Here is a 24,211-nt window from a genome sequence, read left to right as displayed (position 1 = left end):
CCTGTTAACGCGGTGTGCAAGTGTTCACCGTGCGAAGACTTGCACAAGACTTGCCTTTTCAGCCCGACCACAGTTACGAACGCCCGCTCTGTCGCAACTGTCGTCCATCACCTTCGTCGGCGCGGCGCGGGCGTTCGCCTTGCGGCCGCGCGCATCGCGCATCAATACAAAATATCCTTTGTTTTCATCGACTTAAAGTGACTTTGCATGGCGTGTCGAGACGCGCGCCGCGCCGTCGCGCGCGGGCCGGCCCCACGCAAAAACGCGCGCGCGGCCCGCGCCGTTCGCCCCCGCCGCGCGCGACAAAACTTTTTTACGCATAACGAAAAACGCGCGCCGAAGACGACGCGCGTTCGCATGGGCTCATGTCCTGCGCCCGCCGGCGCGAAAGCCGCCGAATCAGATTCCGAGCTTGCTTTTCAGCAACTCGTTGACGGCCTGCGGATTGGCCTTGCCGCCAGTCGCCTTCATCACCTGCCCGACGAACCAGCCGAGCATGGTGGGTTTGGCTTTCGCCTGCTCCACCTTGTCGGGATTCTTCGCGATGATTTCGTCCACCGCCGCCTCGATGGCTCCGGTGTCCGTGACCTGCTTCATGCCGCGCTTTTCGACAATGTCCGCTGGGTCGCCGCCCTCGCTCCACACGATCTCGAACAGATCTTTCGCGATCTTGCCAGAGATGACGTCGGACGAGATCAAATCGACGATGCCGCCGATCTGCGCCGCCGTAACCGGAGATTCTTCAATGCCCTTGCCTTCCTTGTTGAGACGGCCGAACAGTTCGTTGATCACCCAGTTGGCGACGAGCTTGGCGTCGCGGCCCTTCGTCGCTTCTTCAAAGTAATCGCCGAAGGCGCGCTCAAGCACCAGCACGCCCGCGTCATAGGGCGTGAGACCATATTGCGCGATGAAACGCGCTTTCTTCTCGTCCGGCAATTCCGGCAAATCGGCCGCCAGCACATCGACATAGGCCTGGTCGAATTCCAGCGGCAGCAGGTCGGGGTCGGGGAAGTAGCGATAGTCGTGCGCCTCTTCCTTCGAGCGCATCGAGCGCGTCTCGCCCTTGGAGGGATCGTAGAGCCGCGTCTCCTGGTCGATCTTGCCGCCGTCCTCGATGATGCCGATCTGGCGCCGCGCCTCGACCTCGATGGCCTGACCGATAAAGCGGATCGAATTGACGTTCTTGATCTCGCAGCGCGTGCCGAAGGGATCGCCCGGCTTGCGCACGGAGACGTTGACGTCGGCGCGCAAGGATCCCTGCTCCATATTGCCGTCGCAGGTTCCCGCATACCGCACGATAGTGCGCAGCTTGGAAACATAAGCCTTGGCTTCCTCCGCGCTGCGCATGTCGGGTTTCGACACGATTTCCATCAGCGCCACGCCGGAGCGGTTGAGATCGACATGGGAATCGTTGGGGCTGAGATCGTGCAGCGATTTGCCGGCGTCCTGCTCCAGATGCAGACGCTCGATGCCGACCTTGATCTGCTCGGTCGGCGACAGGTCGACCAACACCTCGCCCTCGCCGACGATCGGATGCTTGTACTGGCTGATCTGATAGCCCTGCGGCAGATCCGGGTAGAAATAGTTCTTCCGGTCGAACACCGAACGATGGTTGATCTGCGCCTTCAGCGCGAGTCCCGTGCGGATCGCCTGCTTGACGCATTCCTCGTTGATGACCGGCAGCATGCCCGGCATGGCCGCGTCCACCAGCGACACATGCGTGTTCGGTTCGCCGCCGAATTCGGTGCTGGCGCCGGAAAACAACTTGGATTTGCTCGTCACCTGGGCGTGGATTTCCAGACCGATGACGACTTCCCAGTCGCCGGTCGCGCCCGCGATCAATTTTGAGGGTTTGGCTTGCGTGTTCATGCGCGATCCTTCGAGCGCATCAAGCGCTCCTCATAGCCAATCGACCATTCCACCAGCGTGGTCCAGATCGACCGCGCCAACTCTTCATCCAGCTTCTTTTCCCGCGCGCGGACGCCGACGCGATCCAGCACCTCGGCGACTCGCGGCGGGATGCGCGCGGGCCAGCCGATGCGGGTCTTGATCTCCGCCGCGCTTTCGATGCAGCGCTGGCGTTCGGCCAGCAAATCGACCAGCTCGACATCGAGCGCGTCGATCTTCTGGCGCAGCGCCGCCATTTCGGGATTGGGCGCCAAAGTCTCGTCCGCGCTCATGGCGTTCAGTCCCACCACGGTTCGGGCAGAACCATTTTCGGCGCCGCCTGCTCGATGGCCTCGCCCAGCGAGAACAAGGTTTCTTCCTCGAACGGGCGCCCGATCAATTGCAGGCCGAGCGGCAGACCATCCGACGACAGGCCGGCGGGAACCACCAGCCCCGGCAAACCCGCCATGTTCACCGTCACGGTGAAGACGTCGTTGAGATACATTTCCACCGGATCGGCCGATCCCTTTTCGCCTTGCGCGAAGGCCGGCGAGGGCGTCGCCGGCGTCAGAATCGCGTCGACGCCCGCCTCATAGGCGAGGTCGAAATCGCGCTTGATCAGCGAACGGATTTTCTGCGCGCGCAAATAATAAGCGTCGTAATAGCCGGCCGACAGCACATAGGTGCCGATCATGATGCGGCGGCGCACTTCCTTGCCGAACCCTTCCGCGCGGGTCTTCTCATAGAGATCGACGATGTCCTTGCCGGTCTTGCGCAGGCCGTAGCGAATGCCGTCGTAGCGCGCGAGATTGGACGAGGCTTCCGCCGGCGCGACAATGTAATAAGCTGGCAGCGCGTGTCGCGTATGCGGCAGCGAAATGTCGCGAATCTCAGCGCCCGCGGCGCGCAGCCAGTCGATGCCCCGATCCCACAGCGCGGCGATTTCCGGCGACAGGCCGTCGAGCCTGTACTCCCTGGGAATGCCGATCACCTTGCCCTTCACGGAGGCGCCCACCGCCTTCTCGTAATCCGGCACGGGCGCGTCGACAGAGGTGGTGTCCTTAAGATCGTGCCCCGCCATGGAGCGCAGCATGATGGCGCAATCGCGCACGTTGCGGGTGATCGGTCCCGCCTGATCCAGCGAGGAGGCGAAAGCGACGATGCCCCAGCGCGAGCAACGGCCGTAGGTCGGCTTGATGCCGACCGTGCCGGTGAACGCGGCGGGCTGGCGAATCGAGCCGCCGGTGTCGGTCGCCGTGGCGCCCAGGCAAAGATGCGCCGCAACCGCCGCGGAAGAACCACCCGAGGAGCCGCCGGGGACGATCTTGGCGTCGGAACCGTTACGGCGCCAGGGCGAGACCACCGGGCCGAAATAGGAGGTCTCGTTGGACGAGCCCATGGCGAATTCGTCGAGATTGAGCTTGCCCAGCATCACCGCGCCGTCGCGCCACAGGTTTGACGTGACGGTCGATTCGTAGCGCGGCACGAAGCCCTCGAGAATGTGGCTGGCGGCGGTGGTTTGCACGCCATCGGTGCAATACAGATCCTTGATGCCGAGCGGCAGGCCTTCCAGCGCGCCGCCCTCGCCTCGCGCCAAGCGCGCGTCGGCCGCTTTCGCCATGTCGAGCGCCTTTTCCGGCGTCTCGACAATATAGCAATTGAGCTGTTTCGCGCGCGTCACCGCGTCGACATGGGCCTGCGTCAGCTCGACGGAGGTGAATTTCTTGGCCTTGAGGCCGTCGCGCGCTTCGGCCAGGGTCAGGCGGGTCAGATCAGTCATGAGCGGCGGACCTATTCGATCACTTTGGGCACGACGAAGAAACCGTCCTCGCGGGCGGGGGCGTTGGCGAGCACCTTATCTTGGATATAGCCGTCGGTGATCTCGTCGACGCGTTTCTTCATGCGCATCGGCAGCACGGAGGTCATCGGTTCGACGCCCTCGACATTGACGCTGCTCAATTCCTCGACGAAGCCGAGAATGGCGTTGAGCTCGTTTTGCAGATGCGGCGCCTCATCCGCGCTCACGCTGATGCGCGCGAGATGGGCGATGCGACGCACCGTCGCCAGATCGACCGACATATTGGCTCCGTGCTGTTTCAGGGACTGAAGCAGGCTATACAGAAGGCGGCGGCGCGGCGCAACGAGGGCGGGTGTGCGAGCCCGCCTTCGCCCGCCCGAATCGCCGGTTAAAACGTCAGCGTTTCGCCGATCGCCGGGGTGTGAACGCGGGCGCCGGCGCCCTGCATCGCCGTGACGAATGTCTCGGGCGTCGGATCGATGACCGGAAACGAGCCGTAATGCATGGGAATGACGTCGCCGAATTCGAAATAACGGCGCGCCGCCAGCGCCGCCGTCGCGCCGTCCATGGTGAAGCGGCCGCCCACGGGGACAAGGCCGATCCGCGGCCTATACAACTCGTGAATCAGCGCCATATCGGAGAAAATTGCGGTGTCGCCGGCATGATAGATCGGCGCGCCCCGATCCGGCAGAATCACGACGCCATTGGCGCCGCCGAGCGCGACCAACTTGCCGTCGACGGTTGCGGCGGCGGAATGCAGCGCCGGCGTCAGCGCCACGCCGAAATTCTCTCCCCGCAGCGTCCCCCCGGTGTTGCCGGGATTCACGTTCTGCACGCCCCTCTCGGCCAGATACATGCAGATCTCGAAATTCGCGATCGCTTGCGCGCCGGTTTTTTGCGCGATTTCGGCGGCGTCGCCGATATGATCGTCATGGCCGTGGGTGATGACCACATGAGTGGCGCCGGCGATGGCGGCGTCGAAATCGAGCGTGAATTTGGGATTGCCCCTGAGAAAGGGGTCGATCAGGATTTTGGCCGCGTCGAAAGCGATGCAAAAGGCCGAATGGCCGAGCCATGTCACTTGCATGAAATCCCCCGTCGTTGCTACGGACATCTAAGCCCGCGCCACACCAAGGGAAAGCGCCCGATGGGAGAAAACGCCGCCGTCCTAAATCTCGACGAACTCAACCTCCGCCTGCCGGCCAAGGCGCGGCTGATGGGAATCGATCTGGGGACGAAGACCATCGGCCTCGCCCTGTCCGACGTCGAGCGCCGGCTGGCCTCGCCGCTTGAAACCATCCGGCGGACCAAATTCACCGCCGATGTGACCAAAATGCTCGAACTCGCGCGCAAGCACGAAGTTGCAGCTTTCGTCATCGGCTTGCCGCTCAACATGGATGGCGGCGAAGGCCCGCGCGCCCAATCGACCCGCGCCTTCGTGCGACAAACCGCGCTTTTAACGCCACTTCCTTTCGTCTTTTGGGACGAGCGGCTGTCGACCGCCGCCGTGACGCGCGAGTTGATCGCGCAGGACGCCAGCCGCGCCAAACGCGCAGAGGTTGTGGATCGCATGGCCGCCGCCTACATATTACAGGGGGGCCTCGACCGGCTCGCCCGACTGCAGGCGAGTTGAGGACTTCTCAAAAACAACCACTTAACGCGGAATGCCTCCGCCGTCTGGCGCCAAGGGCGATCAAATCCCCCGCGCGGACGCGAACTCGCCAAAGGTTGAATGCCGGCGGAAATATCTTGCTCGACGGCTTCCAATTTACCCGATATTCTTGAAATTAGTGCTATCGCAGCAAAGGTTCCTCTCTGTTGAGGGCCTTGGAACTTTCCGCCGGGTAAGGAAATTATCGTTTGTCAGCTGGACGGCTTTAGAGCTATGGTAAACAACCATTGGTTGTGTTTTTTCCGGGCAGCGATTGGTCCTGGCGCGCGAGGCTCCAGAGTGATCGCGCAATGACAACGCATTAGGCTGGGTTGAGGCGAAATGTTCAAGAAAGGCAAAAGCAGCGCGTCCCCTGCTCTAACCCATACCGTCATTCCCGAAGACGACGGCCGCGAATCGCTGGCCGCCGCAGAGGCGGAGTTGCGCTATGACGAGCCCGAGACGGACGCCGATTCAGCCGGTTCGGCGGAGGACACGGCCCGTTACATCGCCGACATGGTCGGCGCTCTCGCGGCCATGGCCGGCGAGGCCAAGCTCGATCTTCTCACTTATCTTCTGAACATGGCGCGGGTTGAAGCGGAATTGCAGGCGCGCCAGAGCGAGGACGAGCCGACGGACGATTAGTCCTCGCTGGCGAGGGCTGATCGGGCGCTCTATATCTCAGGACGCAGCGACACGCGGTCTCCGCTGTGGCGCTCGATGCGATTTTCCAACTCAAGCTCCTGGAGGCGAAGCCGGATTTCCGCTGGCGGCCAGCCGGAGAGCCGCGCGAGATCGTCGACGGACATCGGGGTCGGGCTAAGAAACTGCTCGACGGTCCCCTGTGGCGTCACCGGCGCAGCTTCGGCGCGGCGCGCCCGAACCTGTCGCGGCTCGGGTTCGGCGACGACAGCGCCGGGTTCGTCATATTCGTCCCACAGCGGTTCGTGGACATAGGTGGCGCCGGGCTCCGCGAGCAGGCCATAGCCTCCGCCCCTGCGCGCCAACGGCGCCAGACGCTCTGTCACATCCGCCGCGCTCCGGCACATGAAGGCGCCCTCGTTGAGCAGGTCATTGGTCCCCTCCGCGCGCGGATCGAGCGGGGAGCCGGGCACGGCGAACAATTCTCGCGCCTGCTCGCGCGCGAAACGGGCGGTGATCAGCGTGCCCGAACGCCGCTCCGCCTCCACCACCACCACGCCCAGCGCCAGCCCAGACACCAGGCGGTTGCGCCGGGGAAAATCCCGGCCGCGCGGCTCGCAGCCGAGCGGCATTTCGGAGAGAATCGCCCCGCGCGCCGCGATATCCTCAATCAGGCCGGCGTTTTCCGGCGGATAGACGCGGTCGATCCCGCCAGCCAGCACGCCGAGCGTGCCCGTCGCCAGCGCCGCCTTGTGGGCGCAAGCGTCCACGCCGCGCGCGAGGCCGGAAACCACCACATAGCCTGCTGCGCCAAGCCCCCGCGTCAGCCGTTCGGTGAAGGCGAGACCAGCGGCCGAGGCGTTGCGGGCGCCGACCACGGCCACGATCGGCTTCTTGAACAGGCTGGCGTCGCCGCGCAGGCAGATCAACGGCGGCGGCGCTTCGATATGTCTGAGGCCGTCGGGATAATCGGCCTCGCCCAACGCGATATAGCGGGCGCCAAACTTGTGCGCCGCCTCCAGTTCGCGCGCCGCAGCCTCGCGCGAGGCGATGACGATCTTGCGGCCGCCCCCTTGCCGAATCAGCGCCGGCAAAGCCGCCAAGGCCTCCGTCGCCGACCCGTAGCGAATCATGAGCTTGTGAAAACTGCGCGGCCCGATGTTTTCGCAGCGAATCAGCTGCAGCCAATCCAGCCGCTGCGAATCGCTGAGGGCCGCGGCCCTCATGATTTCTGGCCGATGCGCCCTTCCGTTCCGGCGCGCAGGCGAGCGATGTTTTCGCGGTGCTTGACCCAGAGAATTCCCGTCATGAGCGCCGCCGCAACGGCGGCCGCATTCTGGCCCATGGCCAGCAACACCAGCGGAGAAGCCGCGCTGGCGACCAGGGCGGACAGCGAGGAATAGCGGCTGAGCTTGGCCGTCGTCAGCCAGATGGCGGCGAAAGCGAACGCCGCCGGCCAGACCACGCCAAGCAGAAAGCCGATATAGGTCGCGACGCCCTTGCCGCCCTTGAACTTGAGCCAGACCGGGAAAATATGGCCAAGAAAGGCGAAAAAGCCGGCGATCACCGCCGCATCGGCGGAGAAACGCGCGAAGATCAGCGCGGCGGCGGTCGCCTTGAGCGCATCGAGAACCAAAGTGGCGGCGGCGATGTCCTTGCGGCCGGTGCGCAGCACATTGGTCGCGCCAATATTGCCGGAACCTATGGCGCGCACGTCGCCCAGCCCCGCCGCCTTGGTCAGCAGCAGGCCGAACGGAATGGAGCCAAGCAGATAACCCAGGGCCGCCGCGCCCGGCAGGAGCAGGCCGTTCATGCTGAAACCCTCGTGTCGGAATCATGGACCACGGCGCCGGCGACCATGGTGATCTTCACCACGCCTTGCAGCCGCGCCTCGTCAAAAGGCGTATTCTTGCAGCGCGATTTCAGCCGGTCCTTGTTCAGGACGAAAGGCTCGTCCGAATCGAACACGATCAGATCGGCCGGCGCTCCCTTTTTCAGCCGTCCTTGAGGCAGGCCGAGAATCTCCGCGGGACGCGAAGTCATGGCGCGCAGGATTTGCGCCAGCGAAAGATGGCCGGAATGAACGAGGCGCAGCGCGGCCGGCAGCAGGGTTTCCAGCCCCACGGCGCCGAAATCGGCCTCGGCGAAAGGCAGGCGCTTGGTCTCGACGTCCTGCGGATTATGATCCGAGAAAATCACGTCGATCAGCCCGCTGGCGACCGCTTCGACCAGGGCGAGGCGCTCGTCCTCGCGGCGCAGCGGCGGCTTCACCTTCAGGAAGGTGCGGTAATCGCCAATATCGTTTTCGTTCAACGTCAAATGGTTGATCGTGACGCCGCAGGAAACCGGCAGCCCCTCCGCCTTCGCCTTGGCGATGGTTTCGAGCGCCAAAGTCGTGGAGATCGGCGCGGCGCAGTAGCGGGCGCCGGTCATGCGCACCAGACGGATGTCGCGGTCGAGCGCGATGGCTTCCGCCTCGCGCGGGGCGCCGGAGAGACCAAGCCGCGTCGCCAGTTCGCCGGCGTTCATCACGCCGGCGCCGGCCAAGTCGCGATCCTCGGGGAAGTGCACGACCAGCGCGTCGAAATCGCGGGCGTAGGTCAGGGCGCGCCGCAGGGTCTGGCTGTTGCGAATCGAGCGCGACCCGTCGGTGAAGGCGACGGCGCCCGCCTCGCGCAGCAGGCCAAATTCGGAAATTTCCTGGCCATCCAGATGTTTGGTGATGGCGGCCGCTGGCAGCACCCGCACGCGGCCATGGTCGCGCGCGCGCCGCTTGAGGAAATCGACCACGGCGGGGTCGTCCACCGGCGGGGTCGTTTCGGGGCTGGCGACCAGCGTCGTGACGCCGCCCGCCGCCGCCGCCGCCGTGGCTGTGGCGATGGATTCGCGATGTTCGCCGCCGGGCTCGCCGACATAGGCGCGCAAGTCGATCAGGCCGGGGGCGAGCGCCTGGCCGCGGCAATCGATCACGCCGAAGCGTTCCGCCAGCCCTCCCGCGCCGATCTGCGGGCCAAGATCGAGGATGCGGCCGTCTTCCACGAGAAGGCCGCCGCGCGTCTCGGCGCCGGTCTCGGGATCGACGAGGCGCGCGTTCAGGAAAGCAAGGGGTTTGGTCGTCGCGGGCATGACGTTCGATAGCGCGCGGCGGCGGTTTCGGCAATGGCCCGACGATATTTCCGCAAACGGACCACCGCTTTCACGCGGCCGTTTCGATGGGACGGCCACCCCCCCGGCCAGCCGCCCCATTGCGCGCCTGGGTTGCCCTAAGGCGAAGGCTTGGCTAATCTCAAGCGAAACGTCCTGGACTTGTTATGAGCGCAACGCCTCCGGACCGCGACGACATCGAGGCCGAACTGGCCCGGGTGCTCGCTTCGCCGGATTTCGAGAAAAATCAGGGCGCCTCGCGGTTTCTGAAATTCGTCGTGGCGGAGACGCTCGACGGGCGCGGCGACAGGCTCAAGGCGTTCACCATCGCGACGCAGGCGCTGGAGCGCGAGGACACTTTCGATTCGCAGAACAATTCGGCCGTGCGCGTGCAGGCGCTGCGGCTGCGACAACTCCTGCAGGCTTGGTACGAGGGGCCTGGCGCGAACAGTCCCGTCCGCATTGAAATCAAGACGGGGACCTACAAGCCGAATTTCGTACGAGGCGCGCCGCTCGATGCGGAGGCGCAATGCGGCGCGTCTGATCTCGCGGCGCGTTCGGACTTGCCAGCGCCTCAGGAGGCCGCGCCGCCCGAGCGCCGCTCGTTCGGGCGCCGTTTCGCTGGGGCGCTGGGACTCGCGTTCTCGGTCTTCTTCGTCGCCCTCACCGGGCTGATGACCGAACCCGCCTCGCCTCCCGGCGCCCGGAGCGGCAACGCCCCGCCCCTGCCCAGCCTGCGCATCGAGCGGCCGTCGGGCGACAAGCCTCTTGGCGATCTCGCCCAGGCGCTGGAGCTCGAATTCAGCGCCTTCGACAATGTGATTGTGAGAAAATCGAACGCCGAAGCAAGATCTTCCGTCAATGCCTACGCCCTGTCGCTGCAGCCGGCCGACAAGGCCTATGTCGCCGAACTGCTGCGGTTGAGCGACCGGACACTGGTCTGGGCGGAACGCTTCCCTCTGCCCGACGGCGCCGACGCGCTCGCCCGTCAGGCGCGCGGGCTGGCGCAGACGCTCGGCGACGCCTATGGCGTCATCGACGTCGACGCGCTGCGCCTGCTCAACGATTTCGACGGCATGCCGCGCGGGTTCAACTGCACCCTCAGCGCCTTCACCTTCCTGAAAAACCAGAGCCTCGACCGATTGCGCGTGGCGCGGGAATGCCTGGAGGTCGCCGTCGGCGCCAACGCCCGCGACGACGACGCCCGCGCCATGCTGGCCATCGTACTGGTGCATGACGCCTTTTACGCGCCGCCCGAAAGCGATTCGCGCGCCGATCTCGCCCGCGCCGAAAAGCTGGCCCAAGAGGCGTTCGACCTCGCGCCGCGACGCGCCCGCTCCTATTTCGCGCGCTTCGTCGCCGCCTACGCCGCCCAGCGCTATGACGAAGCGTTCGTCGCCGCCCGCGCCGCATTGGCGCTGAACGGCAATTCCACGCTTTTCGCGCGCGCGATCGGCGCCGCCTATATTTTGCGCGGGGACGTGGAGGCCGGCATGGCGCTGCTCAACCCTCTGATCGACGCAACCAACGACGTCTCTCCGGCGTCGGGCGCGGCGGCGCTCGGCCATGAATTGCGCGGCGAGCGACGCGAGGCCGAGCGGCTGCTGGCTCGACCCGGGGCCTCGAACCAGGCTCTCGCCCTCCTGCTGCAACTCAGCCTGTGCGCGGACGCCGCCTGCGCACGCGATCGAAGCGCCGATTTGCGGCGCAATTTTCCGGGAATCGCGGCCGACATCGGCGCCGCGCTCGACCGGATCGGCGCGGCCGAACCAGTCAAGACGCGCCTGCAGACGTCCCCGCTCCGCGACGATCAACGCTGAACATACGGAAACCTTTTGGGGTCTTCGCGTCTAAACCCGTGTGTAACCCCTGTAACGTGTCGCGTTATATGCCGTTGCGGCACTTTACCTTCGTCGACCGGAGCCGCCGGTGGATCGGAGGAAACATGGAAAAGCATCTCGAACGCGCTCTGATCGAGGTTTACTACGCGTTGGCCGAGTTCGAGCAAGCGCAGAACCGGGAACAAGGCAAAGGCGGCGGGGCCCGGCCGGAGGCCGACGAACAAGCCGAAAGCCTGTTCATTACGCTGCGCTTGGCGCGCTGGGGCCTGGAAACAGCCTTGCGCGGACTGCAGGCATGCGAAAAGCGCGAGGCCGAAGCGTCGGCTGTTCATTGACCCATGTGAAGGCGCACGCCCCGAATTCGTTAAAATGCCAGAGAGTTTCATGACACTCCGGTAATTCCCGCCCTCGTATCAACACAACGTAAGGTCGTAGTCGCAACGTCAAGGGCGGCAAAAACGCCAAGACCGAAAAATGCATCTGTGGAGGAAACAACCATGACCTGCGAGCGTCAGATCGTCGATCATCTTGAGCGCGCTTTGGTGGAAACCATGTTCGCCATCGCCGAATTCGATCACTTGCGCGCCGAGTCGACGGCGCGCGGGGCAACGAAGCCGCTGGATACGCTCGCGGGCCTGCTGGCGATGCTGAGGTCGGCGCTGGATTCGGCGCTATCGCTGACGCAGGCGCTCACGCCCCAACCCAGCGGCTACAGTCTGGCTTCGCCCGACAACAGCCGGTAAAGCCCCGCGACAGCTGCTCCCGTGGCCGCCTCCATCGGCAGACCGATGGCGCTGGCCTCCAGCCCAAGCATCGCGGAAAGCCCCGCCAAGCCGAGACCGACCGCCGCGCCGAGCATCGCGAAAGCGGGCGGCGCGGCGATCTCCAGCGCGGCGGCAAGTTTGCGCGTCAGCCAGAGATTGGCGCTGAAATTGGCGAAATTACCCACAAGCGCCCAAGCCAGCGCAAGCGGCCCGGCGTAACGTCCAATCGCGGCGAATGACGGTCCCAATGGCCCAACGGCCGCCTGAAGCAGGTCGAGTTCCTGATGCGCCACGCCGATCGTCTCCAATGCGGCGGCGACCGCCGTCATCGCGGCGCAGGCGATCAGGCCGGCGCGGCGCAGGGGACGGGCGTCCGCCGCGCCCGCAAGGGCGACCGCCGGCCGCGCGTCCGTTTCCGCTTGCGGCGCGGACGCGCCAAAAAGATAAGCGCGCTGTTGCTGCGTCAGAACGAGGCCTGGTTCTGGCGCGGATGCGGCGGATGAAGTCGCGGCGGGGCGGTTGCGGCGTCCGAAAGCGGCGGTCATGTCGCCATCATGAGCCGCAATGGTTGAAATATCTTTGCGCCGTCGAACCAGACTCTTCGGAAGCTCGCCCAATCCCTGAGCAACGCGTGGACGATATTGACATCGGCGGCGCCGACGCATAGAAAAAAACTTGGAAAAACCAAGCGGTCACTTCCCCACGCGCAGAATATTCATGGTGTTGCCGGTTTCTTTGATGAGATATTGTTCTTGACCGAAGTCATCGCTCACCGCGTCCCGATCAAGGCGCGCCCGGCCCATGAACTGGCGCGACGGCTGGATGAGCCTTCGGCGTTGGCCCCCTATCGCCGTCGACGCCCGAATATTTTTGGTCCTGTTGCGGAAGCCCTGGTCAACCAGCGGCGCTGGTACGAGGTCACAGCCGAAAGCCACACGCCCGAAGGCGGCGTTTATCTTTTTGAAAATGCGGTGACCTGCGAGGGCCTGCTGTTCGCAGCCGACTGGAGTCTGACGCGCGAAAGCCTGATCAACCGCCAGCACGAGAACGCTTTCGTCGGCCTGACGCGCGGCGCCGGCGACGATTTCCTGCTCGATCCCGCCCGTTTCGAACGGCGCGACCTGACGTTCGAACGCTGCGCGCTGATCCGGCAGCAATGGGACCCCAATTACGGCCATTGGATCGTCGAAGGCTTGCCGCGCATGGCGCCGCTGCTGGCGGCCGCCGCGCTCGACGGCGTCGTCTTTCTCGTCACCAATACTTCGGCGGCGATGATGAAGGTTTACCGGGATTCGCTGAAATGGTTCGGCGTCAAGCCGGAGCAACTGCGCTTCGTCGGCAGCGAAATCATCGCGGCGCGCCAACTGATCTATCCTGCGCCCCTGACCATTCAGCCCTGGGTCAAATCGCCGCGGATCGCCGCCACGCTGGAGCAACTCTCGCAACGCGTCGCCGCCACGTTCACCGGCGTCGCCCCCAAGAAGATCTTCATCCGCCGCGCGCCGGGAAGCCGCCGGCAATTGCTCAACCAGGACGAGGTGCGCGACTTTTTCCTTGAGCGCGACTATGTCGAGGTCGCGCCCTATGAACTGACCTTTGACCAACAGGTCGCCGTGTTCCACGGCGCCACACATGTTGTCGGCGTGCTCGGCGCCGAATGCACCAATTTCGCCTTCTCGCCGCCCGGCGTCCGCTTCCTCGGCTTCGCGCCCGAAGCCATGCAGGACGATTTCTTTTGGGATCTGGCCTCACATAAAGGAAGCGAATATTTCTGCGTGCATGGCGCGCCGAAGGATCCGGCGGACGGCATGAACGCCTCGTTTTCCGTCGATCTGTCGTTGCTGAGGGAAGCCTTCGCGGCCTTCGAGGGCGCCTGAGGGCTTCATTCAGGGCGTCGCCGACGCCCTTCCTGTTCTTCCGGCTCTGGCGAGGTCCAGCGAAATGGCGAACCCCAAACATTTCAACCTGCTTCCCAATATCGAAGCCGTCAGCGCGCGGCACGCGCCCGATACGGCGCGTTATTACCAATGCATCCAGGGCCCGCCCGTCATCGACGCTTATGTCGAGAGCCTGCGCAATGTGATCTATGGCGAGGACTATCTGGAATTCCACAAGCGGCGCTGGGATGAAATCCTGCGCTATGTGCGGCATTACGCCACAGCAAGGCCGCAGCCGAAAATCCTGGAAATCGGCATGAGCACCCTGCTGCGCTGCTACAAGGACGTCGCGCCCGGGGCCATCGTTCACACCGTCGACCGGCCCAGGGCGCTCGGCGGCCAGAGCGCCGAATCGGCGAGCGCCGTAGGCTCCGACGGACACTTCAATCTCGATCTCAACAGTGATTCCTTCGACGTCCTCGCCGGCGAAGCGCGCAAATACGACCTGATCATCATGACCGAGGTGGTCGAGCATATTCTGGCGACGCCGGCCGAACTCATTGCGGAATTGCTGCCGCATCTGGCGCCGGGCGGACGGTTCTACCTGACCACGCCCAATGCGCTGCGCCTCGCCAGCCTGATGAAAATGTGCGAGGAAGGCTGCACGGCTCAGAATTTCTTCTCGAAAATCGAGGGCAACACCTGGGGCCACTGGCATTACCGGGAATATACGATGAACGAGTTGGCCGACGAGATCCGCAAGGCTGGCGCGACCTCGGATATGGCCGCCTTTTCCGACTGCTGGGACAGCGATCACGAAATCTTCAGGGAATTGATCGCGACGCGCGGAAATCTGGTGGCGATTTTCGGCAAATAGCCCGCCGCCAGCGTCTCAGGACGGCGTCCGCTCCTGTCGGACGCCCGCCCAGCCCCCGCCATAGGTCGAAAAATCGGTGTAGTGCGGAAATTTGTGACGCAGCGCCCGATAAATGTCCGGCGGAACGTCATTATACAGCAGGTGCATGCGAGTGACGGCGAAATATTGGTTCATGTGAGTCAAATAGTCCTCGTACATGAGCCTGTTAATGTTCGGCGTCTCGTAAATCTGGTCGAGAATCGCGCGGATCACTTCCTCGCTGTAGCAATTCTGCCGGTAGAAATCCTGAATTTCGTTCGGCGAAGACAGCAGATGCATCCAGCCCGGCAATTTCCACAAGGCGAAATTCAGCAGCGGATCGTTCGGGTCCACAAACAGGTGATGCCCATAGGGCGAGGACCAGACCGGGCCGAACAATGAGGCGAACAGGCCGCCCGGCCTGAGGATTCGGTTGATGTTGGCGAAGCCGGCGGCGACGTCGATATGCTCCAGCACGGCGAAGCTGGCGACCACGTCAAAACTCTCCGGCGCGAACAGGGCGGGGTCGCAGATGTCGCCGACCACATGCGCGTGAGACCCAAACGCCTCGCCGGCGCCTGCCAGCACGGTGATGGATTTCGGACTGTGCGGCTCCAGCGCCGCCGCGATCTGCTCGGGACTGAAGCCGAGCGCCAGCACGTCCCTGCCGCCGATGGCAACGCCAAGTTGCGGCAGGAAGTCAAGCTCCAGCCAGTTCGCGATCGGGCCGAGACAAGGCAGGCTGCCGACTTTCATGGCGAGACTCCTATTCCTCCCGACGACTACCACGCCTCTGCCGAAACGTCAGCACCGCTGGTAATCGATATATTCCAGGTTGCATTCGTCCTTTTCGCCGCGGGGCGCCGGCTCGCGGCGCAATTCGCGCCATTGCGTCCAATCGACCTCCGGGAAAAAGGCGTCGGCCTCCGGCGCGCAGTCGACGCGGGTCAGCCGCAGGAACCGGCCCAGCGGCAGCGCCTGCCGGTAAATCTCGGCGCCGCCCGCCACGATGATCTCGGCGCAATGCATGAAGTCGGCGAGTTCATTGGCCCGCGCCAGCGCGGCGGCGAAATCGCCGGCGACATGGACGCGCTCCGGCGCCGGCGTCCCGAGCCAACCGCCGTCGCGCGTGACCACCACGGTTTCGCGGCCCGGCAGGGGCCGTCCGATCGACTGGTAGGTCTTGCGCCCCATGATCAGCGGCCGCCCCCAGGTGATTTCCTTGAACCGCTTGAGATCGGAGGACGCGCGCCACGGAATGGCGTTCTGAAAGCCAAGCGCGCCGTTGCGGGCGACGGCCGCGACGATGGTGATGGGCAGGCCGGTCATGCCGCCGCCCTGATTGTCTTGCACATGCGCGCTCCGGTTTGATTGACGGCGGGAAGCTAGATCAGGCGCCCCGGCGCGGCCAGTCGGCAAGGGGCGCAAAAGTTGCGGATTTCACAACTTCCTGCCGGGCCGGGCGACGCAAGGTCGCGTGGCGTCGGGCGCGGGCTTGCGTTAGCTTCGCCGCGCAACAATCAAGAGGACGCCCGTGACCTTAGCGCGGACCAGCCAGACCCACCCGCTTCAGATCGCCCATGTACGCGCCACGCCCGCCCATGGGCGAATCGGAATCACGTTCTGCCCCGGCAAGCATGACAAGTCCGCCCACACCGGCGCCTGGGCGCGCGATCTCGCGGCGGATCTCGACGTCATCGCCGACTCGGGCGCGCGCCTCGTGCTGACGCTGGTCGAACCCGCCGAACTGGCGGCGCTCAAGGTCGAGTCTCTCGGCGCGGAGGTCCTGGCGCGCGGGCTCGACTGGCGCCATCTCCCCATCGCCGATTATTCGGTTCCCAGCGCGGTGTTCGAGCGGCTCTGGCGCGCGCAGGGCCGTGAGTTGCGCGCGCTTTTGCGCCGGGGCGGCGACATTGTCGTGCATTGCAAGGGCGGGCTCGGCCGCGCCGGCATGATCGCCGCGCGTCTGCTCGCCGAATTGGGCGTCGATCCCGCAGAGGCGATCAAGCAGGTTCGCCAGGCGCGCAAGGGCGCGATCGAGACGCCGTCGCAACTCTCCGTGGTGCGGCGGACGCGACCCGTGCTGGATGTCGAGGAGATCGACACGACGAGATTGCGCAAGGTCGGCGGCACGCTCGGCAGCAATCCCGGGGGCCTGTTCGAGGACGCCGAGGGCCGGCGTTATTATGTCAAGACGCTGGAATCGGCGGCCCATGCGCGCAACGAAATGCTGGCGGCGAAATTCTATCAGCTCGCCGGCGCGCCGACGCTGACCTATTTGCCCGCGCGCGATCCGACCGAGGTCGCGACCGAATTTGTCGTGCTGGAGAAGAAGACCCTCGGCGAATTCGACGCCGAGGCGTTGAAGCAGGCCCGGCGCTGGTTCGGCGTGCACGCCTGGACCGCCAACTGGGACGCCGCCGGCTATCTCGGCGACAACCAGGGCGTGGTGGAGGGCGTGGTCGTCACCCTGGACGTCGGCGGCGCGCTGGCGTTTCGCGCGCAAGGCGACCCGAAAGGCAAGGCTTTCGGACCCGTCGTGGGCGAATTGGACAGCTTGCGCGGCGATGAAGACAATCCCCATGCGAAAAAACTGTTTTCCGCAATGAGCCGCGCCGAACTCGCCGAGTCCATCGCGGTGGTGACGCGCATTCCCGACGCCGCGATCCGCCGCATGGTCGCGGACAACTATGGCGGCCCCGCCCTGGCCGAGAAAATGATCGCGCGCAAGGCCGACATGGCCGCGCGCTTGGCGTGACGGGCGATTAGCCGTCGTGAAAAAAAGTTCCCGGCGGCCAGCCAGGACGACCTCACAATTATTTTATTTCTATCTCGATGCGATTCAAGGCATTACCCTCGACCTAACCAGCCTCGGACGAATGATATCGGCGCCCTGAAGCCGAAACGCCAGGCTGGATGTGCGATTTCGGGGGGACGACCATGCACTTCGAATTTCGATCCCAGATTTACGCTGACGCGTCCGACATGCATCACGCCATCGCGATCGCGTATCTGCTGGATAGCGGCGGGCGGGATGAGTGGGACCGGCGCGCGTTTCTTGCAAGCCATTCCGCCGAGGCCTGCGCCGACGAAGCCATCGTCCAGTGGCTGCTCGACGAACCCGCCTGGGCGAATCCGCGTGGTTTTTCGCGCGTCTCGCTGATTGATGCCTATGCCGAATTGCTCCAATCCGGTTCCGCAGCCTGATGGCTATCCAGAAAAGCGAGGCTGCGATGGTCCAGAAGCTTGAACTGCGTCTGGTTGGCGCCGGTGGAGAAATCCGGCATCGGGAGAGCGTGGAATTCGCCTCCAACCTCGCCATTTGGCGGGCGCTGGCGAGTCTCGCGCGAAAGCGCGGCCAGCCGGGAGAGTTCCTGCAGGTTCTCGATCAGAACCACGAAATGATCATCCGAGTGGGCGTCGCCACGGCGGAGACGTGCTACGCCGCCTGACTTTTCGCTATGAAGTGGCGGCCGACGCGTCCAAGGCGGACAAGGATTGCGGCGCCGGCCAGTTCTGCATCGTCGCGGTGAGGCCGCACGTCTGCAAGGCGCCCGCGCGCCCAACAAGCGAGATGTCGTCTGCCCGTCCGGAACATGCGACATGTCCGCAGGCATGTGCAAGGAAACCGGGCGTCATCAGGCCCCAAAAGGCCGCGCCAGCTAAACGGCGACCTCGGCGGCGATATGCGGGTGCGGGTCGTAGCCCTCCACCTCGAAATCCTCGATGCGATAGGCGTCGATGCTCGGCGGTCGTCTTTTCAGGCGCAGGCGCGGCAGCGGTCGCGGTTCCCGGGTGAGTTGCAGCCGGGCCTGATCGAGATGGTTCAGGTACAGGTGGACGTCGCCGCCGACCCAGACGAAATCGCCCGGCTCAAGGTCGCATTGCTGCGCAATCATGCTCTGCAGCGCGGCGGCGCCAATCCAGTTGAACGGGCAGCCCAACAGCAGATCCACCGACCGCTGCAGCAACATGCAGGACAAGCGTCCGTTGCTGACATGAAACTGATAGACCATGTGACAGGGCGGCAGCGCCATCTGGTCGATTTCCGCCACGTTCCAGGCGTGGAACAGAATGCGGCGGCTCGACGGATTTTTCCGCAGGGCGTCGATGACGCCGGCGATCTGGTCGTGTTCGCGGCCGTCCGGCCCCTGCCAGCGCCGCCACTGCTTGCCATAGACCGGGCCGAGATCGCCCCAGCGCCGCGCGAAATCGTCATCCTCGACGATGCGCGCCTCGAAAACGTCCTGGCTGACCGACTCGCCCGTTTCCTTGCGATAGCGCGTCAGCGGCCAGTCCGACCAAATCCGCACGTTCTCTTTCAACAGCGCCTGGATATTGGTGTCGCCGGTCAGGAACCACAGCATTTCCTTGACGGCGGTCTTCCAATAGACGCGCTTGGTGGTGAGCAACGGCGCCCCGGCGCTGAGGTCGAATCGGATCATCGCGCCGAAAATCGACAGCGTGCCGACCCCGGTGCGGTCAATCCGGCGGTCGCCACGCTCCAGCACCTGGTTCATCAGGTCGAGATACTGATATTCGGGGTGGCGGTTCAGCATAGCGGACTCCGGACGACGCCGGGGTCCTTACCACGCGCTCAATAGCTGAAAAAGCCACGTCCCGTCTTACGGCCGAGAAAGCCGGCGTCACACATCTGTTTGAGCAAGGGGCTCGGCCGGTATTTCGGATCGGAGAAGCCCGCGTAGAGGACCTCCATCACGTCGAGCACGATGTCGAGGCCGATCATATCGGCGAGCGCCAACGGACCCATCGGATGGGCGGCGCCCAGCTTCATCATGGCGTCGACGTCTTCCGGCGTGGCGACATTTTCATAAACGCAGTTGATCGCCTCGTTGACCATCGGAATCAGCACGCGATTGACGACGAAGCCATACGAATCGCGCGCGACCCTCGCCTCCTTGCCGAGCCGAGCCACGGTCTCGACAATGGCGGCGTTGACCGCATCCGAGGTCTGGATGGCGCGAATCACCTCGACCAACCGCATCATCGGCACGGGATTGAAGAAATGCATGCCGATCACCCGGCCCGGCTGTTTCGACGCGGCTGCGATCTTCGTCAACGACAGCGACGAGGTGTTGCTGGCGAAAATCGCCTTCTCGGCGCAAATGCCGTCGAGATCGGCGACAATCGCCTTCTTGACCTCGAATTTCTCCACCACCGCTTCGACGATCAGGTCGCGGTCACGAAAGTCCTCCAGCTTCAGCGTCGGAACGATGCGCGCCAGCGCCGCGTCGGCGTCGCTCTGCGTCATTTTCTCCTTGGCGACCAGACGCGACAGACTAGCCTTGACGGTCGCGAACACACGGTCGAGCGCGCTTTGCGAAATGTCGCGCAGCAGCACAGGATAGCCCGAGGTCGCGAAGGCCTGGGCGATGCCCGCCCCCATCACGCCGGCGCCGATCACGCCAATTTTTTCAATCTTCATCGTTCTTCACCTGTTGGCGCCGCATTCCGCTCGGGAATCCTAGGCTCCGAGCTTGACGGATTCAAGACTCCAGCCGCGCCGGAGGTCGCGCAAGAGGCAAGGCGCCGCGTTTTTCCCCTTTCGCGGCGCGGATGGCTTCACTATATTCGATCTGCCGTCCTCGGACGGCTATGGCGATAAATGGTCATCGAAATAAGCCTATCGGACCCGGGGGCGGTACCCGGCGCCTCCACCACAAGCCATCTGCAAGGATGGCTCCACCGCTTGGGATGGCTTGCGGCGGGGGCGAAATAGGATAGACGAGGGTGTAAAGGGTGTTCTTTTGCCCGGCATGATACCGCCGTTATCGGGTCAAACCTATAGTTGCCAACGACAACTATGCTCCGGTGGCCGTCGCCGCGTAATGCGGTGATAGTACCGAAATTGAAGTCCTGAGGCTTAGCCGCTTCAGGCGGGGTCCGGAGGCGCCTGGCAACAGAAGCCTCCACTCGTTTTCGAGCGCGGCCGGTCTCAAATCCAATGAAAGACCAATGTCGAAAGATTTGATACGCTACGATCTTCAAGTACAGGACGCGCTGCGCGGCGTCGTTCGCAAGGTGCTGGCCGACGCCGCCCGCGACGGCTTGCCGGGCGATCATCATTTCTACATCACGTTCCGAACCCATGCGCCCGGCGTGAAGCTGTCGCAAAGGCTGCGCGAGCAATATCCGGAGGAGATGACGATCATCCTCCAATACCAGTTCTGGGATCTCAAGGTCGATGAACTCGGGTTCGAGGTCGGCCTGCACTTCAAGAACGTGCCCGAACGCCTGTCCGTGCCTTTCGACGCCATCGCCGGCTTTTACGATCCCTCCGTGCAATTCGGCCTGAAGTTCGAGTCGCAGGAGGAGGGCGAAGACGGCGAGATCGAGGGTGATGAGGACGAAGAGTCCACGATCGACCTCGGCCCGGTGGCCAATCCGCCCCGCCCCACCCCGCGCGAGGCCGAGAAGAAGCCGCGCGGCGCCGGCGCGGAGCCCAAGCTTGCCCCGGCGTCTGGCAAGGCCGACGAAGCGGCGGCGGAAAAGAGCGGCGACGAGGGCGCGAAGGTCGTGTCCATCGACGCCTTCCGCAAAAAGACCTGATGGGCGAAGTCGTCAACCTGCGTCTGGCGCGCAAGCGCCGGGAACGCGATGAGCGCGAGAGCGAGGCGGACTCCAACCGCATCAAGCACGGTTTGAGCAAAGCGGAGAAAACGCTTGCCTCGGCCCGGCGCGATCAGGATGTGCGCAAGCTCGACGGCCACCGTTTGGAGGCGGACTCCACTCCGCCGGAAAACCACTGATTCTTCTATGTTTGCTTTCAGCCTCGACCGGCGCCCCTGCCCCGCCTTGGCGCGATACGGTCATGACGCCCGCTTCAAGCGCGGGTCGATCCACACGTGAGCGACGATAAACTTCGCAAGCGCTCGCTGGTCATCGCGGGACATCGCACGTCGATTTCGCTGGAGGATGATTTTTGGGACGCCTTGCGCGAGATGGCCGGGGACCGTGGCCTTTCCCTACCCGCGCTGGTCGTGGAAGTCGATTCGGCGCGCGGCGGCGCCAACCTGTCTTCGGCGCTGCGCGTCGCGATTCTGCGCCACTATCGGGAGAAGCTTATTTCGCCCGCGCAGCCGATCTGACGGACGCGTAAGTTCCGGCCAGACCGCCGCCACACTGGCCATTGTCGCGCACCAGCAACAACTCGCCGCCGCGCGCCATGCGCACCCGGCACCCCGGCGCCTCCATATTTTCGGGATCGACGCCCTCGCCGTAAAACAGGCCGACGCCATCGCGCATATCCATATCGCCAGCGACCGAGCCGGCGCCCGTCGCCTCGACGATGAGGCGACCGTCGTCGCGCCAGTCGATGCGCAATGCGGCCGCGCCGCGCCGCCAATCGCCGACGAAAGAGCCGGTGTCATTGATGCGGACGATTTTCTCCAGCGAATCGTTCGGCAGCCAACCGGAACGACCGCTCTTGAGCGCCTCGGCGCAAACCTGCGCGTCGGAGATAACGCCGAGCGCCAGCAACTCGCCACGCGCGACAGCGATCCGGGACTTGCCGCCCGTGAACGCCACAGCGCCGGGCGCCTTGGCGAAACGCACCCAGAGCATGTCCGCGAAGCCGACGCCCGCGCAATCCGCGGCGCGCGCCGGCGGCGACAGAAAAAATGCGGCGCCGAGGAGGAAAAGCAGACGCCGCATGCCGCTTACCCCTTTTGGCCGAATTCGGAGGCCCCGCCGTGAGCCGCCGACCATTCGGCAGGCGCATGGAGAAATTTCTCCACCTCGTCGAGCGTCGCATCCGGAAGGTAATTCGTCTTGCGCGCGACCTTCAGCACGTCCCACCAGGTGGTGAGTTGGTGCAGGCTGATGCCCTCCTTGGCCAGTTCCGCGCGCGCCTGCGGGAAGATGTCGTAGAAGAAAAACACGAACGTATGGGCGCAGGATTGGCCCGCATCGCGAATCGCCGTGCAGAAATTGACTTTCGACGCGCCGTCGGTGGCGAGATCCTCAACCAGCAGAGTGCGGGCGCCGTCTTTCAACTCGCCCTCGATGCGGGCGTTGCGGCCAAACCCCTTGGGCTTCTTGCGCACATATTGCATCGGCAGGCTGAGACGATCGGAAATCCACGCCGCAAAGGGAATGCCGGCCGTTTCGCCGCCCGCGATAATATCGAGGCTTTCGTACCCGATCTCGCGCTGGATCGTGGTGACAGCGAAATCCAGCAGACGGCTGCGCAGCCGCGGAAAGGCGATCAGCTTGCGCATGTCGGTATAGACCGGGCTGGCCCAGCCAGAGGTGAAGATGAACGGCTTTTCCGCGTTGAACAGCACGGCGCCGACCTCCAGCAGCATTTTGGCGGTCTCTTCGGCGATCAGTTGTTTTTCAAGCGCGGCGGGCGACAGGTCGGACATGAGGTTTCCTTTTTCCGACCATTAAAACGCAGTTCGCCTTTCCGTCAATCAGGCGGCCAGTTTCCGGGTCTTTCTCCGCCGCCGCGCCGGCGAGATTGACCTCCCCGACGCCCAGGCCGCACCGCACCGCCTCCTGGCAATCGACACGCGAGGAGATCAGCGGATTCATCAGCACGCCGAGCGCCTGCAGCGTCGCCACGCCCTCCTCGATGCGGGCGTTCCGCCGCGCGGTGAGGCATTGGTTGATTACGACGGCGTAAGTCCCGTCGCCGCGCGCCCGCGCCCAACCGCTCAACGACTGCAGCCGGTCGAGGTCGATGAGAAACACACGTTCGCCAGCCTCGCGCGCCGCGACGGCCAGCCAAGCCGCCAACGTGCTCTTTCCGGACTCGCCCTTTTGCGTGACGAAGGCGACGCGCCGCATCTCTTCCCGTCCCGATTCACGGCGTCGAAACGACGTACGCTCAGTCGAATCAGAAACGTCGACCCGAGGCCTATTGCGAAGAACAAGACTATTGCCGAAAGGGCCTGGATCGCGCCGACGAATACGTGCCCTTACGTAATCAGACCTTCAGGCAACGCGCCCTTTCTGTGCGCGACTTTCGAGCCGCGCACGGGTCGATCGCCACAACTCACGCATTTCAGCCGCCGCCGCTCCCGACGAGTTCAGTTCGGTCACGCCCATCGCCTTGCGCGCAGCCTCCTGGTAATCGGCGCGGGACGCCACCAGCGGAGTGAGCAGCGCGCCCATGGCCGCCAGCGCGTCAATGCCCTGCTGGATGCGCGGAGTCTGGCGCTGCGGCGGGCATTGGTTGAGCACGAAGGCGTAATCGCGCTCTTGCACCTTCAACCTTTTCAGCGTGCCGCCGCAGGCCGCCACGTCGAAAATATTGGGACGCGCGGGAACCAGACACAAGTCGGTCGCGTCAATAGCCGCCGCCGCCACATCGGTGTCTCCCGCTGGCGTATCGACAATGACCACCGTCGCGCCGTGCATTTTCAACTGGCTCATTATCCAGGGCAATTCACTGGGGACGGTGGCCATGACCAGGATATCCTCGGATTTGCGGCGATGGCCCCAATCGGTCAGCGACCCCATCGGATCGAGGTCGATCAAGCACACGTTTTCTCCCGCCTCCCGCGCGGCGACGGCGAGGCAAATCGCCAAAGTGGTTTTTCCCGCGCCGCCTTTTTGCGTTACGATGGCGATCTTGCGCATCGTTCCCTCCATATCGGAACTCTCAATGATGTTGACGAATGCCAAATACCGAAATTAGCAGAGAAAAACGGATTGCCATCAACTTTAACCATTTATACACAAGAAT

At 64.2% G+C, this 24,211-nt stretch carries 30 protein-coding genes and 1 other RNA gene; 14 read left to right on the top strand and 17 right to left on the bottom strand.

Annotation, left to right across the window (positions count from 1 at the left end; all coding sequences use genetic code 11):
* Positions 1-399 precede the first annotated feature (399 nt).
* The 5 genes from gatB to CFB24_RS14465 form a co-directional block, all read right to left on the bottom strand.
* Positions 400-1,869, bottom strand: a complete 1,470-nt coding sequence (gene gatB, locus CFB24_RS14485) for an Asp-tRNA(Asn)/Glu-tRNA(Gln) amidotransferase subunit GatB (protein ID WP_088521345.1) — start codon at positions 1,867-1,869, stop codon at positions 400-402.
* Positions 1,866-2,180 carry a chorismate mutase gene (locus CFB24_RS14480; protein WP_244593250.1) on the bottom strand — a complete coding sequence of 105 codons (315 nt, stop codon included), beginning with the start codon at positions 2,178-2,180 and terminating at the stop codon, positions 1,866-1,868. The genes gatB and CFB24_RS14480 overlap by 4 nt, the downstream gene beginning before the upstream one ends.
* A 5-nt stretch (positions 2,181-2,185) precedes the next feature.
* Positions 2,186-3,667 carry an Asp-tRNA(Asn)/Glu-tRNA(Gln) amidotransferase subunit GatA gene (gene gatA / locus CFB24_RS14475; protein ID WP_088521344.1) on the bottom strand — a complete coding sequence of 494 codons (1,482 nt, stop codon included), beginning with the start codon at positions 3,665-3,667 and terminating at the stop codon, positions 2,186-2,188.
* An 11-nt stretch (positions 3,668-3,678) separates the two neighbouring features.
* Positions 3,679-3,966 carry an Asp-tRNA(Asn)/Glu-tRNA(Gln) amidotransferase subunit GatC gene (gene gatC / locus CFB24_RS14470; RefSeq protein ID WP_088521343.1) on the bottom strand — a complete coding sequence of 96 codons (288 nt, stop codon included), beginning with the start codon at positions 3,964-3,966 and terminating at the stop codon, positions 3,679-3,681.
* Between the two features lie 107 nt (positions 3,967-4,073).
* Positions 4,074-4,772, bottom strand: coding sequence for a metal-dependent hydrolase (locus tag CFB24_RS14465; RefSeq protein ID WP_088521342.1), 699 nt, complete (start codon positions 4,770-4,772; stop codon positions 4,074-4,076).
* 60 nt (positions 4,773-4,832) lie between these two features.
* Here CFB24_RS14465 and ruvX point away from each other — a divergent pair, with 60 nt between their 5' ends.
* The gene (ruvX, locus tag CFB24_RS14460; RefSeq protein WP_088521341.1) at positions 4,833-5,318 is read left to right on the top strand and encodes a Holliday junction resolvase RuvX; all 486 of its coding nucleotides are present in this window, start codon (positions 4,833-4,835) and stop codon (positions 5,316-5,318) included.
* A 360-nt stretch (positions 5,319-5,678) separates the two neighbouring features.
* Positions 5,679-5,981, top strand: a complete 303-nt coding sequence (locus tag CFB24_RS14455; protein WP_088521340.1) for a hypothetical protein — start codon at positions 5,679-5,681, stop codon at positions 5,979-5,981.
* Positions 5,982-6,010: 29 nt separating this feature from the next.
* On the opposite strand, the gene dprA is transcribed toward CFB24_RS14455, so the two are convergent.
* From dprA to pyrC, 3 genes are read right to left on the bottom strand one after another with little or no spacing between them, the layout of a single operon-like run.
* Entirely contained in the window at positions 6,011-7,204 is a 1,194-nt protein-coding gene (gene dprA, locus CFB24_RS14450) for a DNA-processing protein DprA (RefSeq protein ID WP_088521339.1), read from the bottom strand.
* Positions 7,201-7,791, bottom strand: coding sequence for a glycerol-3-phosphate 1-O-acyltransferase PlsY (gene plsY / locus CFB24_RS14445; protein WP_088521338.1), 591 nt, complete (start codon positions 7,789-7,791; stop codon positions 7,201-7,203). The genes dprA and plsY overlap by 4 nt, the downstream gene beginning before the upstream one ends.
* Positions 7,788-9,104: a dihydroorotase gene (gene pyrC / locus CFB24_RS14440; RefSeq protein WP_088521337.1), complete on the bottom strand. Its 1,317-nt coding sequence runs from the start codon at positions 9,102-9,104 to the stop codon at positions 7,788-7,790. Before pyrC ends, plsY begins: the two co-directional genes overlap by 4 nt.
* A gap of 185 nt (positions 9,105-9,289) precedes the next feature.
* On the opposite strand from pyrC, the gene CFB24_RS14435 reads away from it, so the two are divergent.
* The 3 genes from CFB24_RS14435 to CFB24_RS14425 all read left to right on the top strand — a co-directional run bounded on the left by CFB24_RS14435 (position 9,290) and on the right by CFB24_RS14425 (position 11,706).
* Complete coding sequence (locus CFB24_RS14435; RefSeq protein WP_088521336.1) at positions 9,290-10,942, top strand: tetratricopeptide repeat protein; 1,653 nt, start codon at positions 9,290-9,292, stop codon at positions 10,940-10,942.
* A gap of 125 nt (positions 10,943-11,067) precedes the next feature.
* Positions 11,068-11,298, top strand: a complete 231-nt coding sequence (locus CFB24_RS14430) for a hypothetical protein (protein WP_088521335.1) — start codon at positions 11,068-11,070, stop codon at positions 11,296-11,298.
* 162 nt (positions 11,299-11,460) lie between these two features.
* Positions 11,461-11,706: a hypothetical protein gene (locus CFB24_RS14425; protein WP_088521334.1), complete on the top strand. Its 246-nt coding sequence runs from the start codon at positions 11,461-11,463 to the stop codon at positions 11,704-11,706.
* On the opposite strand, the gene CFB24_RS14420 is transcribed toward CFB24_RS14425, so the two are convergent.
* Positions 11,673-12,272, bottom strand: a complete 600-nt coding sequence (locus tag CFB24_RS14420) for a hypothetical protein (protein ID WP_088521333.1) — start codon at positions 12,270-12,272, stop codon at positions 11,673-11,675. The two genes, CFB24_RS14425 and CFB24_RS14420, sit on opposite strands and share 34 nt — an antisense overlap.
* A 207-nt stretch (positions 12,273-12,479) precedes the next feature.
* Between CFB24_RS14420 and CFB24_RS14415 the strand changes: the two genes are divergently transcribed.
* Entirely contained in the window at positions 12,480-13,604 is a 1,125-nt protein-coding gene (locus CFB24_RS14415; RefSeq protein ID WP_141098454.1) for a glycosyltransferase family 61 protein, read from the top strand.
* Positions 13,605-13,668: 64 nt separating this feature from the next.
* On the top strand, positions 13,669-14,481 hold the full coding sequence (locus CFB24_RS14410; RefSeq protein ID WP_088521331.1) for a class I SAM-dependent methyltransferase: 813 nt from the start codon (positions 13,669-13,671) through the stop codon (positions 14,479-14,481).
* 15 nt (positions 14,482-14,496) lie between these two features.
* Here the strand turns inward: CFB24_RS14410 and CFB24_RS14405 are convergent, their stop codons facing one another.
* Entirely contained in the window at positions 14,497-15,255 is a 759-nt protein-coding gene (locus CFB24_RS14405; RefSeq protein WP_088521330.1) for a class I SAM-dependent methyltransferase, read from the bottom strand.
* A 48-nt stretch (positions 15,256-15,303) separates the two neighbouring features.
* Positions 15,304-15,852: a dihydrofolate reductase gene (locus CFB24_RS14400; protein ID WP_244593251.1), complete on the bottom strand. Its 549-nt coding sequence runs from the start codon at positions 15,850-15,852 to the stop codon at positions 15,304-15,306.
* Between the two features lie 181 nt (positions 15,853-16,033).
* On the opposite strand from CFB24_RS14400, the gene CFB24_RS23390 reads away from it, so the two are divergent.
* The 3 genes from CFB24_RS23390 to CFB24_RS14385 all read left to right on the top strand — a co-directional run bounded on the left by CFB24_RS23390 (position 16,034) and on the right by CFB24_RS14385 (position 17,951).
* Entirely contained in the window at positions 16,034-17,257 is a 1,224-nt protein-coding gene (locus tag CFB24_RS23390; RefSeq protein WP_206605483.1) for a cyclin-dependent kinase inhibitor 3 family protein, read from the top strand.
* A gap of 182 nt (positions 17,258-17,439) precedes the next feature.
* Positions 17,440-17,706 carry a hypothetical protein gene (locus CFB24_RS14390; protein WP_088521329.1) on the top strand — a complete coding sequence of 89 codons (267 nt, stop codon included), beginning with the start codon at positions 17,440-17,442 and terminating at the stop codon, positions 17,704-17,706.
* A 26-nt stretch (positions 17,707-17,732) separates the two neighbouring features.
* Complete coding sequence (locus CFB24_RS14385) at positions 17,733-17,951, top strand: hypothetical protein (protein WP_141098453.1); 219 nt, start codon at positions 17,733-17,735, stop codon at positions 17,949-17,951.
* A 210-nt stretch (positions 17,952-18,161) separates the two neighbouring features.
* Here CFB24_RS14385 and CFB24_RS14380 read toward each other — a convergent pair whose 3' ends face one another.
* Positions 18,162-19,058, bottom strand: a complete 897-nt coding sequence (locus tag CFB24_RS14380; protein WP_088521327.1) for a thymidylate synthase — start codon at positions 19,056-19,058, stop codon at positions 18,162-18,164.
* Positions 19,059-19,096: 38 nt separating this feature from the next.
* Positions 19,097-19,945, bottom strand: coding sequence for a 3-hydroxybutyryl-CoA dehydrogenase (locus CFB24_RS14375; RefSeq protein ID WP_088521326.1), 849 nt, complete (start codon positions 19,943-19,945; stop codon positions 19,097-19,099).
* A 114-nt stretch (positions 19,946-20,059) separates the two neighbouring features.
* Here CFB24_RS14375 and ssrA point away from each other — a divergent pair.
* From ssrA to CFB24_RS14355, 4 genes are all read left to right on the top strand, one after another.
* Positions 20,060-20,434, top strand: a transfer-messenger RNA (tmRNA) gene (gene ssrA, locus CFB24_RS14370).
* Positions 20,435-20,475: 41 nt separating this feature from the next.
* Positions 20,476-21,069, top strand: a complete 594-nt coding sequence (locus tag CFB24_RS14365; RefSeq protein WP_088521392.1) for an SspB family protein — start codon at positions 20,476-20,478, stop codon at positions 21,067-21,069.
* Entirely contained in the window at positions 21,069-21,269 is a 201-nt protein-coding gene (locus CFB24_RS14360; RefSeq protein WP_088521325.1) for a DUF4169 family protein, read from the top strand. Before CFB24_RS14365 ends, CFB24_RS14360 begins: the two co-directional genes overlap by 1 nt.
* A 96-nt stretch (positions 21,270-21,365) precedes the next feature.
* Entirely contained in the window at positions 21,366-21,608 is a 243-nt protein-coding gene (locus CFB24_RS14355) for a ribbon-helix-helix domain-containing protein (protein ID WP_088521324.1), read from the top strand.
* Here the strand turns inward: CFB24_RS14355 and CFB24_RS14350 are convergent.
* The 4 genes from CFB24_RS14350 to CFB24_RS14335 all read right to left on the bottom strand — a co-directional run bounded on the left by CFB24_RS14350 (position 21,583) and on the right by CFB24_RS14335 (position 24,105).
* Complete coding sequence (locus CFB24_RS14350; protein WP_088521323.1) at positions 21,583-22,173, bottom strand: hypothetical protein; 591 nt, start codon at positions 22,171-22,173, stop codon at positions 21,583-21,585. The two genes, CFB24_RS14355 and CFB24_RS14350, sit on opposite strands and share 26 nt — an antisense overlap.
* A gap of 5 nt (positions 22,174-22,178) precedes the next feature.
* Positions 22,179-22,886 carry an orotate phosphoribosyltransferase gene (locus CFB24_RS14345; RefSeq protein ID WP_088521322.1) on the bottom strand — a complete coding sequence of 236 codons (708 nt, stop codon included), beginning with the start codon at positions 22,884-22,886 and terminating at the stop codon, positions 22,179-22,181.
* Positions 22,858-23,310: a nucleotide-binding protein gene (locus CFB24_RS14340; protein ID WP_088521321.1), complete on the bottom strand. Its 453-nt coding sequence runs from the start codon at positions 23,308-23,310 to the stop codon at positions 22,858-22,860. Before CFB24_RS14340 ends, CFB24_RS14345 begins: the two co-directional genes overlap by 29 nt.
* A gap of 147 nt (positions 23,311-23,457) precedes the next feature.
* The gene (locus CFB24_RS14335; protein ID WP_158255260.1) at positions 23,458-24,105 is read right to left on the bottom strand and encodes a ParA family protein; all 648 of its coding nucleotides are present in this window, start codon (positions 24,103-24,105) and stop codon (positions 23,458-23,460) included.
* Positions 24,106-24,211: the final 106 nt, after the last annotated feature.

It is taken from the genome of Rhodoblastus acidophilus (assembly GCF_900187365.1).
In the GTDB taxonomy this organism is placed as follows: Bacteria; Pseudomonadota; Alphaproteobacteria; order Rhizobiales; family Beijerinckiaceae; genus Rhodoblastus; species Rhodoblastus acidophilus.
The sequence above is the reverse complement of the archived record's forward strand: the minus strand, read 5'-3'. Positions and strand labels throughout refer to the sequence as shown.

Bases quoted from the DNA above. Each gene is read 5' to 3' on its own strand.
- gatB (WP_088521345.1), bottom strand. From the start codon at position 1,869: ATGAACACGCAAGCCAAACCCTCAAAATTGATCGCGGGCGCGACCGGC.
- CFB24_RS14480 (WP_244593250.1), bottom strand. From the start codon at position 2,180: ATGAGCGCGGACGAGACTTTGGCGCCCAATCCCGAAATGGCGGCGCTG.
- gatA (WP_088521344.1), bottom strand. From the start codon at position 3,667: ATGACTGATCTGACCCGCCTGACCCTGGCCGAAGCGCGCGACGGCCTC.
- gatC (WP_088521343.1), bottom strand. From the start codon at position 3,966: ATGTCGGTCGATCTGGCGACGGTGCGTCGCATCGCCCATCTCGCGCGC.
- CFB24_RS14465 (WP_088521342.1), bottom strand. From the start codon at position 4,772: ATGCAAGTGACATGGCTCGGCCATTCGGCCTTTTGCATCGCTTTCGAC.
- ruvX (WP_088521341.1), top strand. From the start codon at position 4,833: ATGGGAGAAAACGCCGCCGTCCTAAATCTCGACGAACTCAACCTCCGC.
- CFB24_RS14455 (WP_088521340.1), top strand. From the start codon at position 5,679: ATGTTCAAGAAAGGCAAAAGCAGCGCGTCCCCTGCTCTAACCCATACC.
- dprA (WP_088521339.1), bottom strand. From the start codon at position 7,204: ATGAGGGCCGCGGCCCTCAGCGATTCGCAGCGGCTGGATTGGCTGCAG.
- plsY (WP_088521338.1), bottom strand. From the start codon at position 7,791: ATGAACGGCCTGCTCCTGCCGGGCGCGGCGGCCCTGGGTTATCTGCTT.
- pyrC (WP_088521337.1), bottom strand. From the start codon at position 9,104: ATGCCCGCGACGACCAAACCCCTTGCTTTCCTGAACGCGCGCCTCGTC.
- CFB24_RS14435 (WP_088521336.1), top strand. From the start codon at position 9,290: ATGAGCGCAACGCCTCCGGACCGCGACGACATCGAGGCCGAACTGGCC.
- CFB24_RS14430 (WP_088521335.1), top strand. From the start codon at position 11,068: ATGGAAAAGCATCTCGAACGCGCTCTGATCGAGGTTTACTACGCGTTG.
- CFB24_RS14425 (WP_088521334.1), top strand. From the start codon at position 11,461: ATGACCTGCGAGCGTCAGATCGTCGATCATCTTGAGCGCGCTTTGGTG.
- CFB24_RS14420 (WP_088521333.1), bottom strand. From the start codon at position 12,272: ATGACCGCCGCTTTCGGACGCCGCAACCGCCCCGCCGCGACTTCATCC.
- CFB24_RS14410 (WP_088521331.1), top strand. From the start codon at position 13,669: ATGGCGAACCCCAAACATTTCAACCTGCTTCCCAATATCGAAGCCGTC.
- CFB24_RS14405 (WP_088521330.1), bottom strand. From the start codon at position 15,255: ATGAAAGTCGGCAGCCTGCCTTGTCTCGGCCCGATCGCGAACTGGCTG.
- CFB24_RS14390 (WP_088521329.1), top strand. From the start codon at position 17,440: ATGCACTTCGAATTTCGATCCCAGATTTACGCTGACGCGTCCGACATG.
- CFB24_RS14385 (WP_141098453.1), top strand. From the start codon at position 17,733: ATGGTCCAGAAGCTTGAACTGCGTCTGGTTGGCGCCGGTGGAGAAATC.
- CFB24_RS14380 (WP_088521327.1), bottom strand. From the start codon at position 19,058: ATGCTGAACCGCCACCCCGAATATCAGTATCTCGACCTGATGAACCAG.
- CFB24_RS14375 (WP_088521326.1), bottom strand. From the start codon at position 19,945: ATGAAGATTGAAAAAATTGGCGTGATCGGCGCCGGCGTGATGGGGGCG.
- CFB24_RS14365 (WP_088521392.1), top strand. From the start codon at position 20,476: ATGTCGAAAGATTTGATACGCTACGATCTTCAAGTACAGGACGCGCTG.
- CFB24_RS14360 (WP_088521325.1), top strand. From the start codon at position 21,069: ATGGGCGAAGTCGTCAACCTGCGTCTGGCGCGCAAGCGCCGGGAACGC.
- CFB24_RS14350 (WP_088521323.1), bottom strand. From the start codon at position 22,173: ATGCGGCGTCTGCTTTTCCTCCTCGGCGCCGCATTTTTTCTGTCGCCG.
- CFB24_RS14345 (WP_088521322.1), bottom strand. From the start codon at position 22,886: ATGTCCGACCTGTCGCCCGCCGCGCTTGAAAAACAACTGATCGCCGAA.
- CFB24_RS14340 (WP_088521321.1), bottom strand. From the start codon at position 23,310: ATGCGGCGCGTCGCCTTCGTCACGCAAAAGGGCGAGTCCGGAAAGAGC.
- CFB24_RS14335 (WP_158255260.1), bottom strand. From the start codon at position 24,105: ATGCGCAAGATCGCCATCGTAACGCAAAAAGGCGGCGCGGGAAAAACC.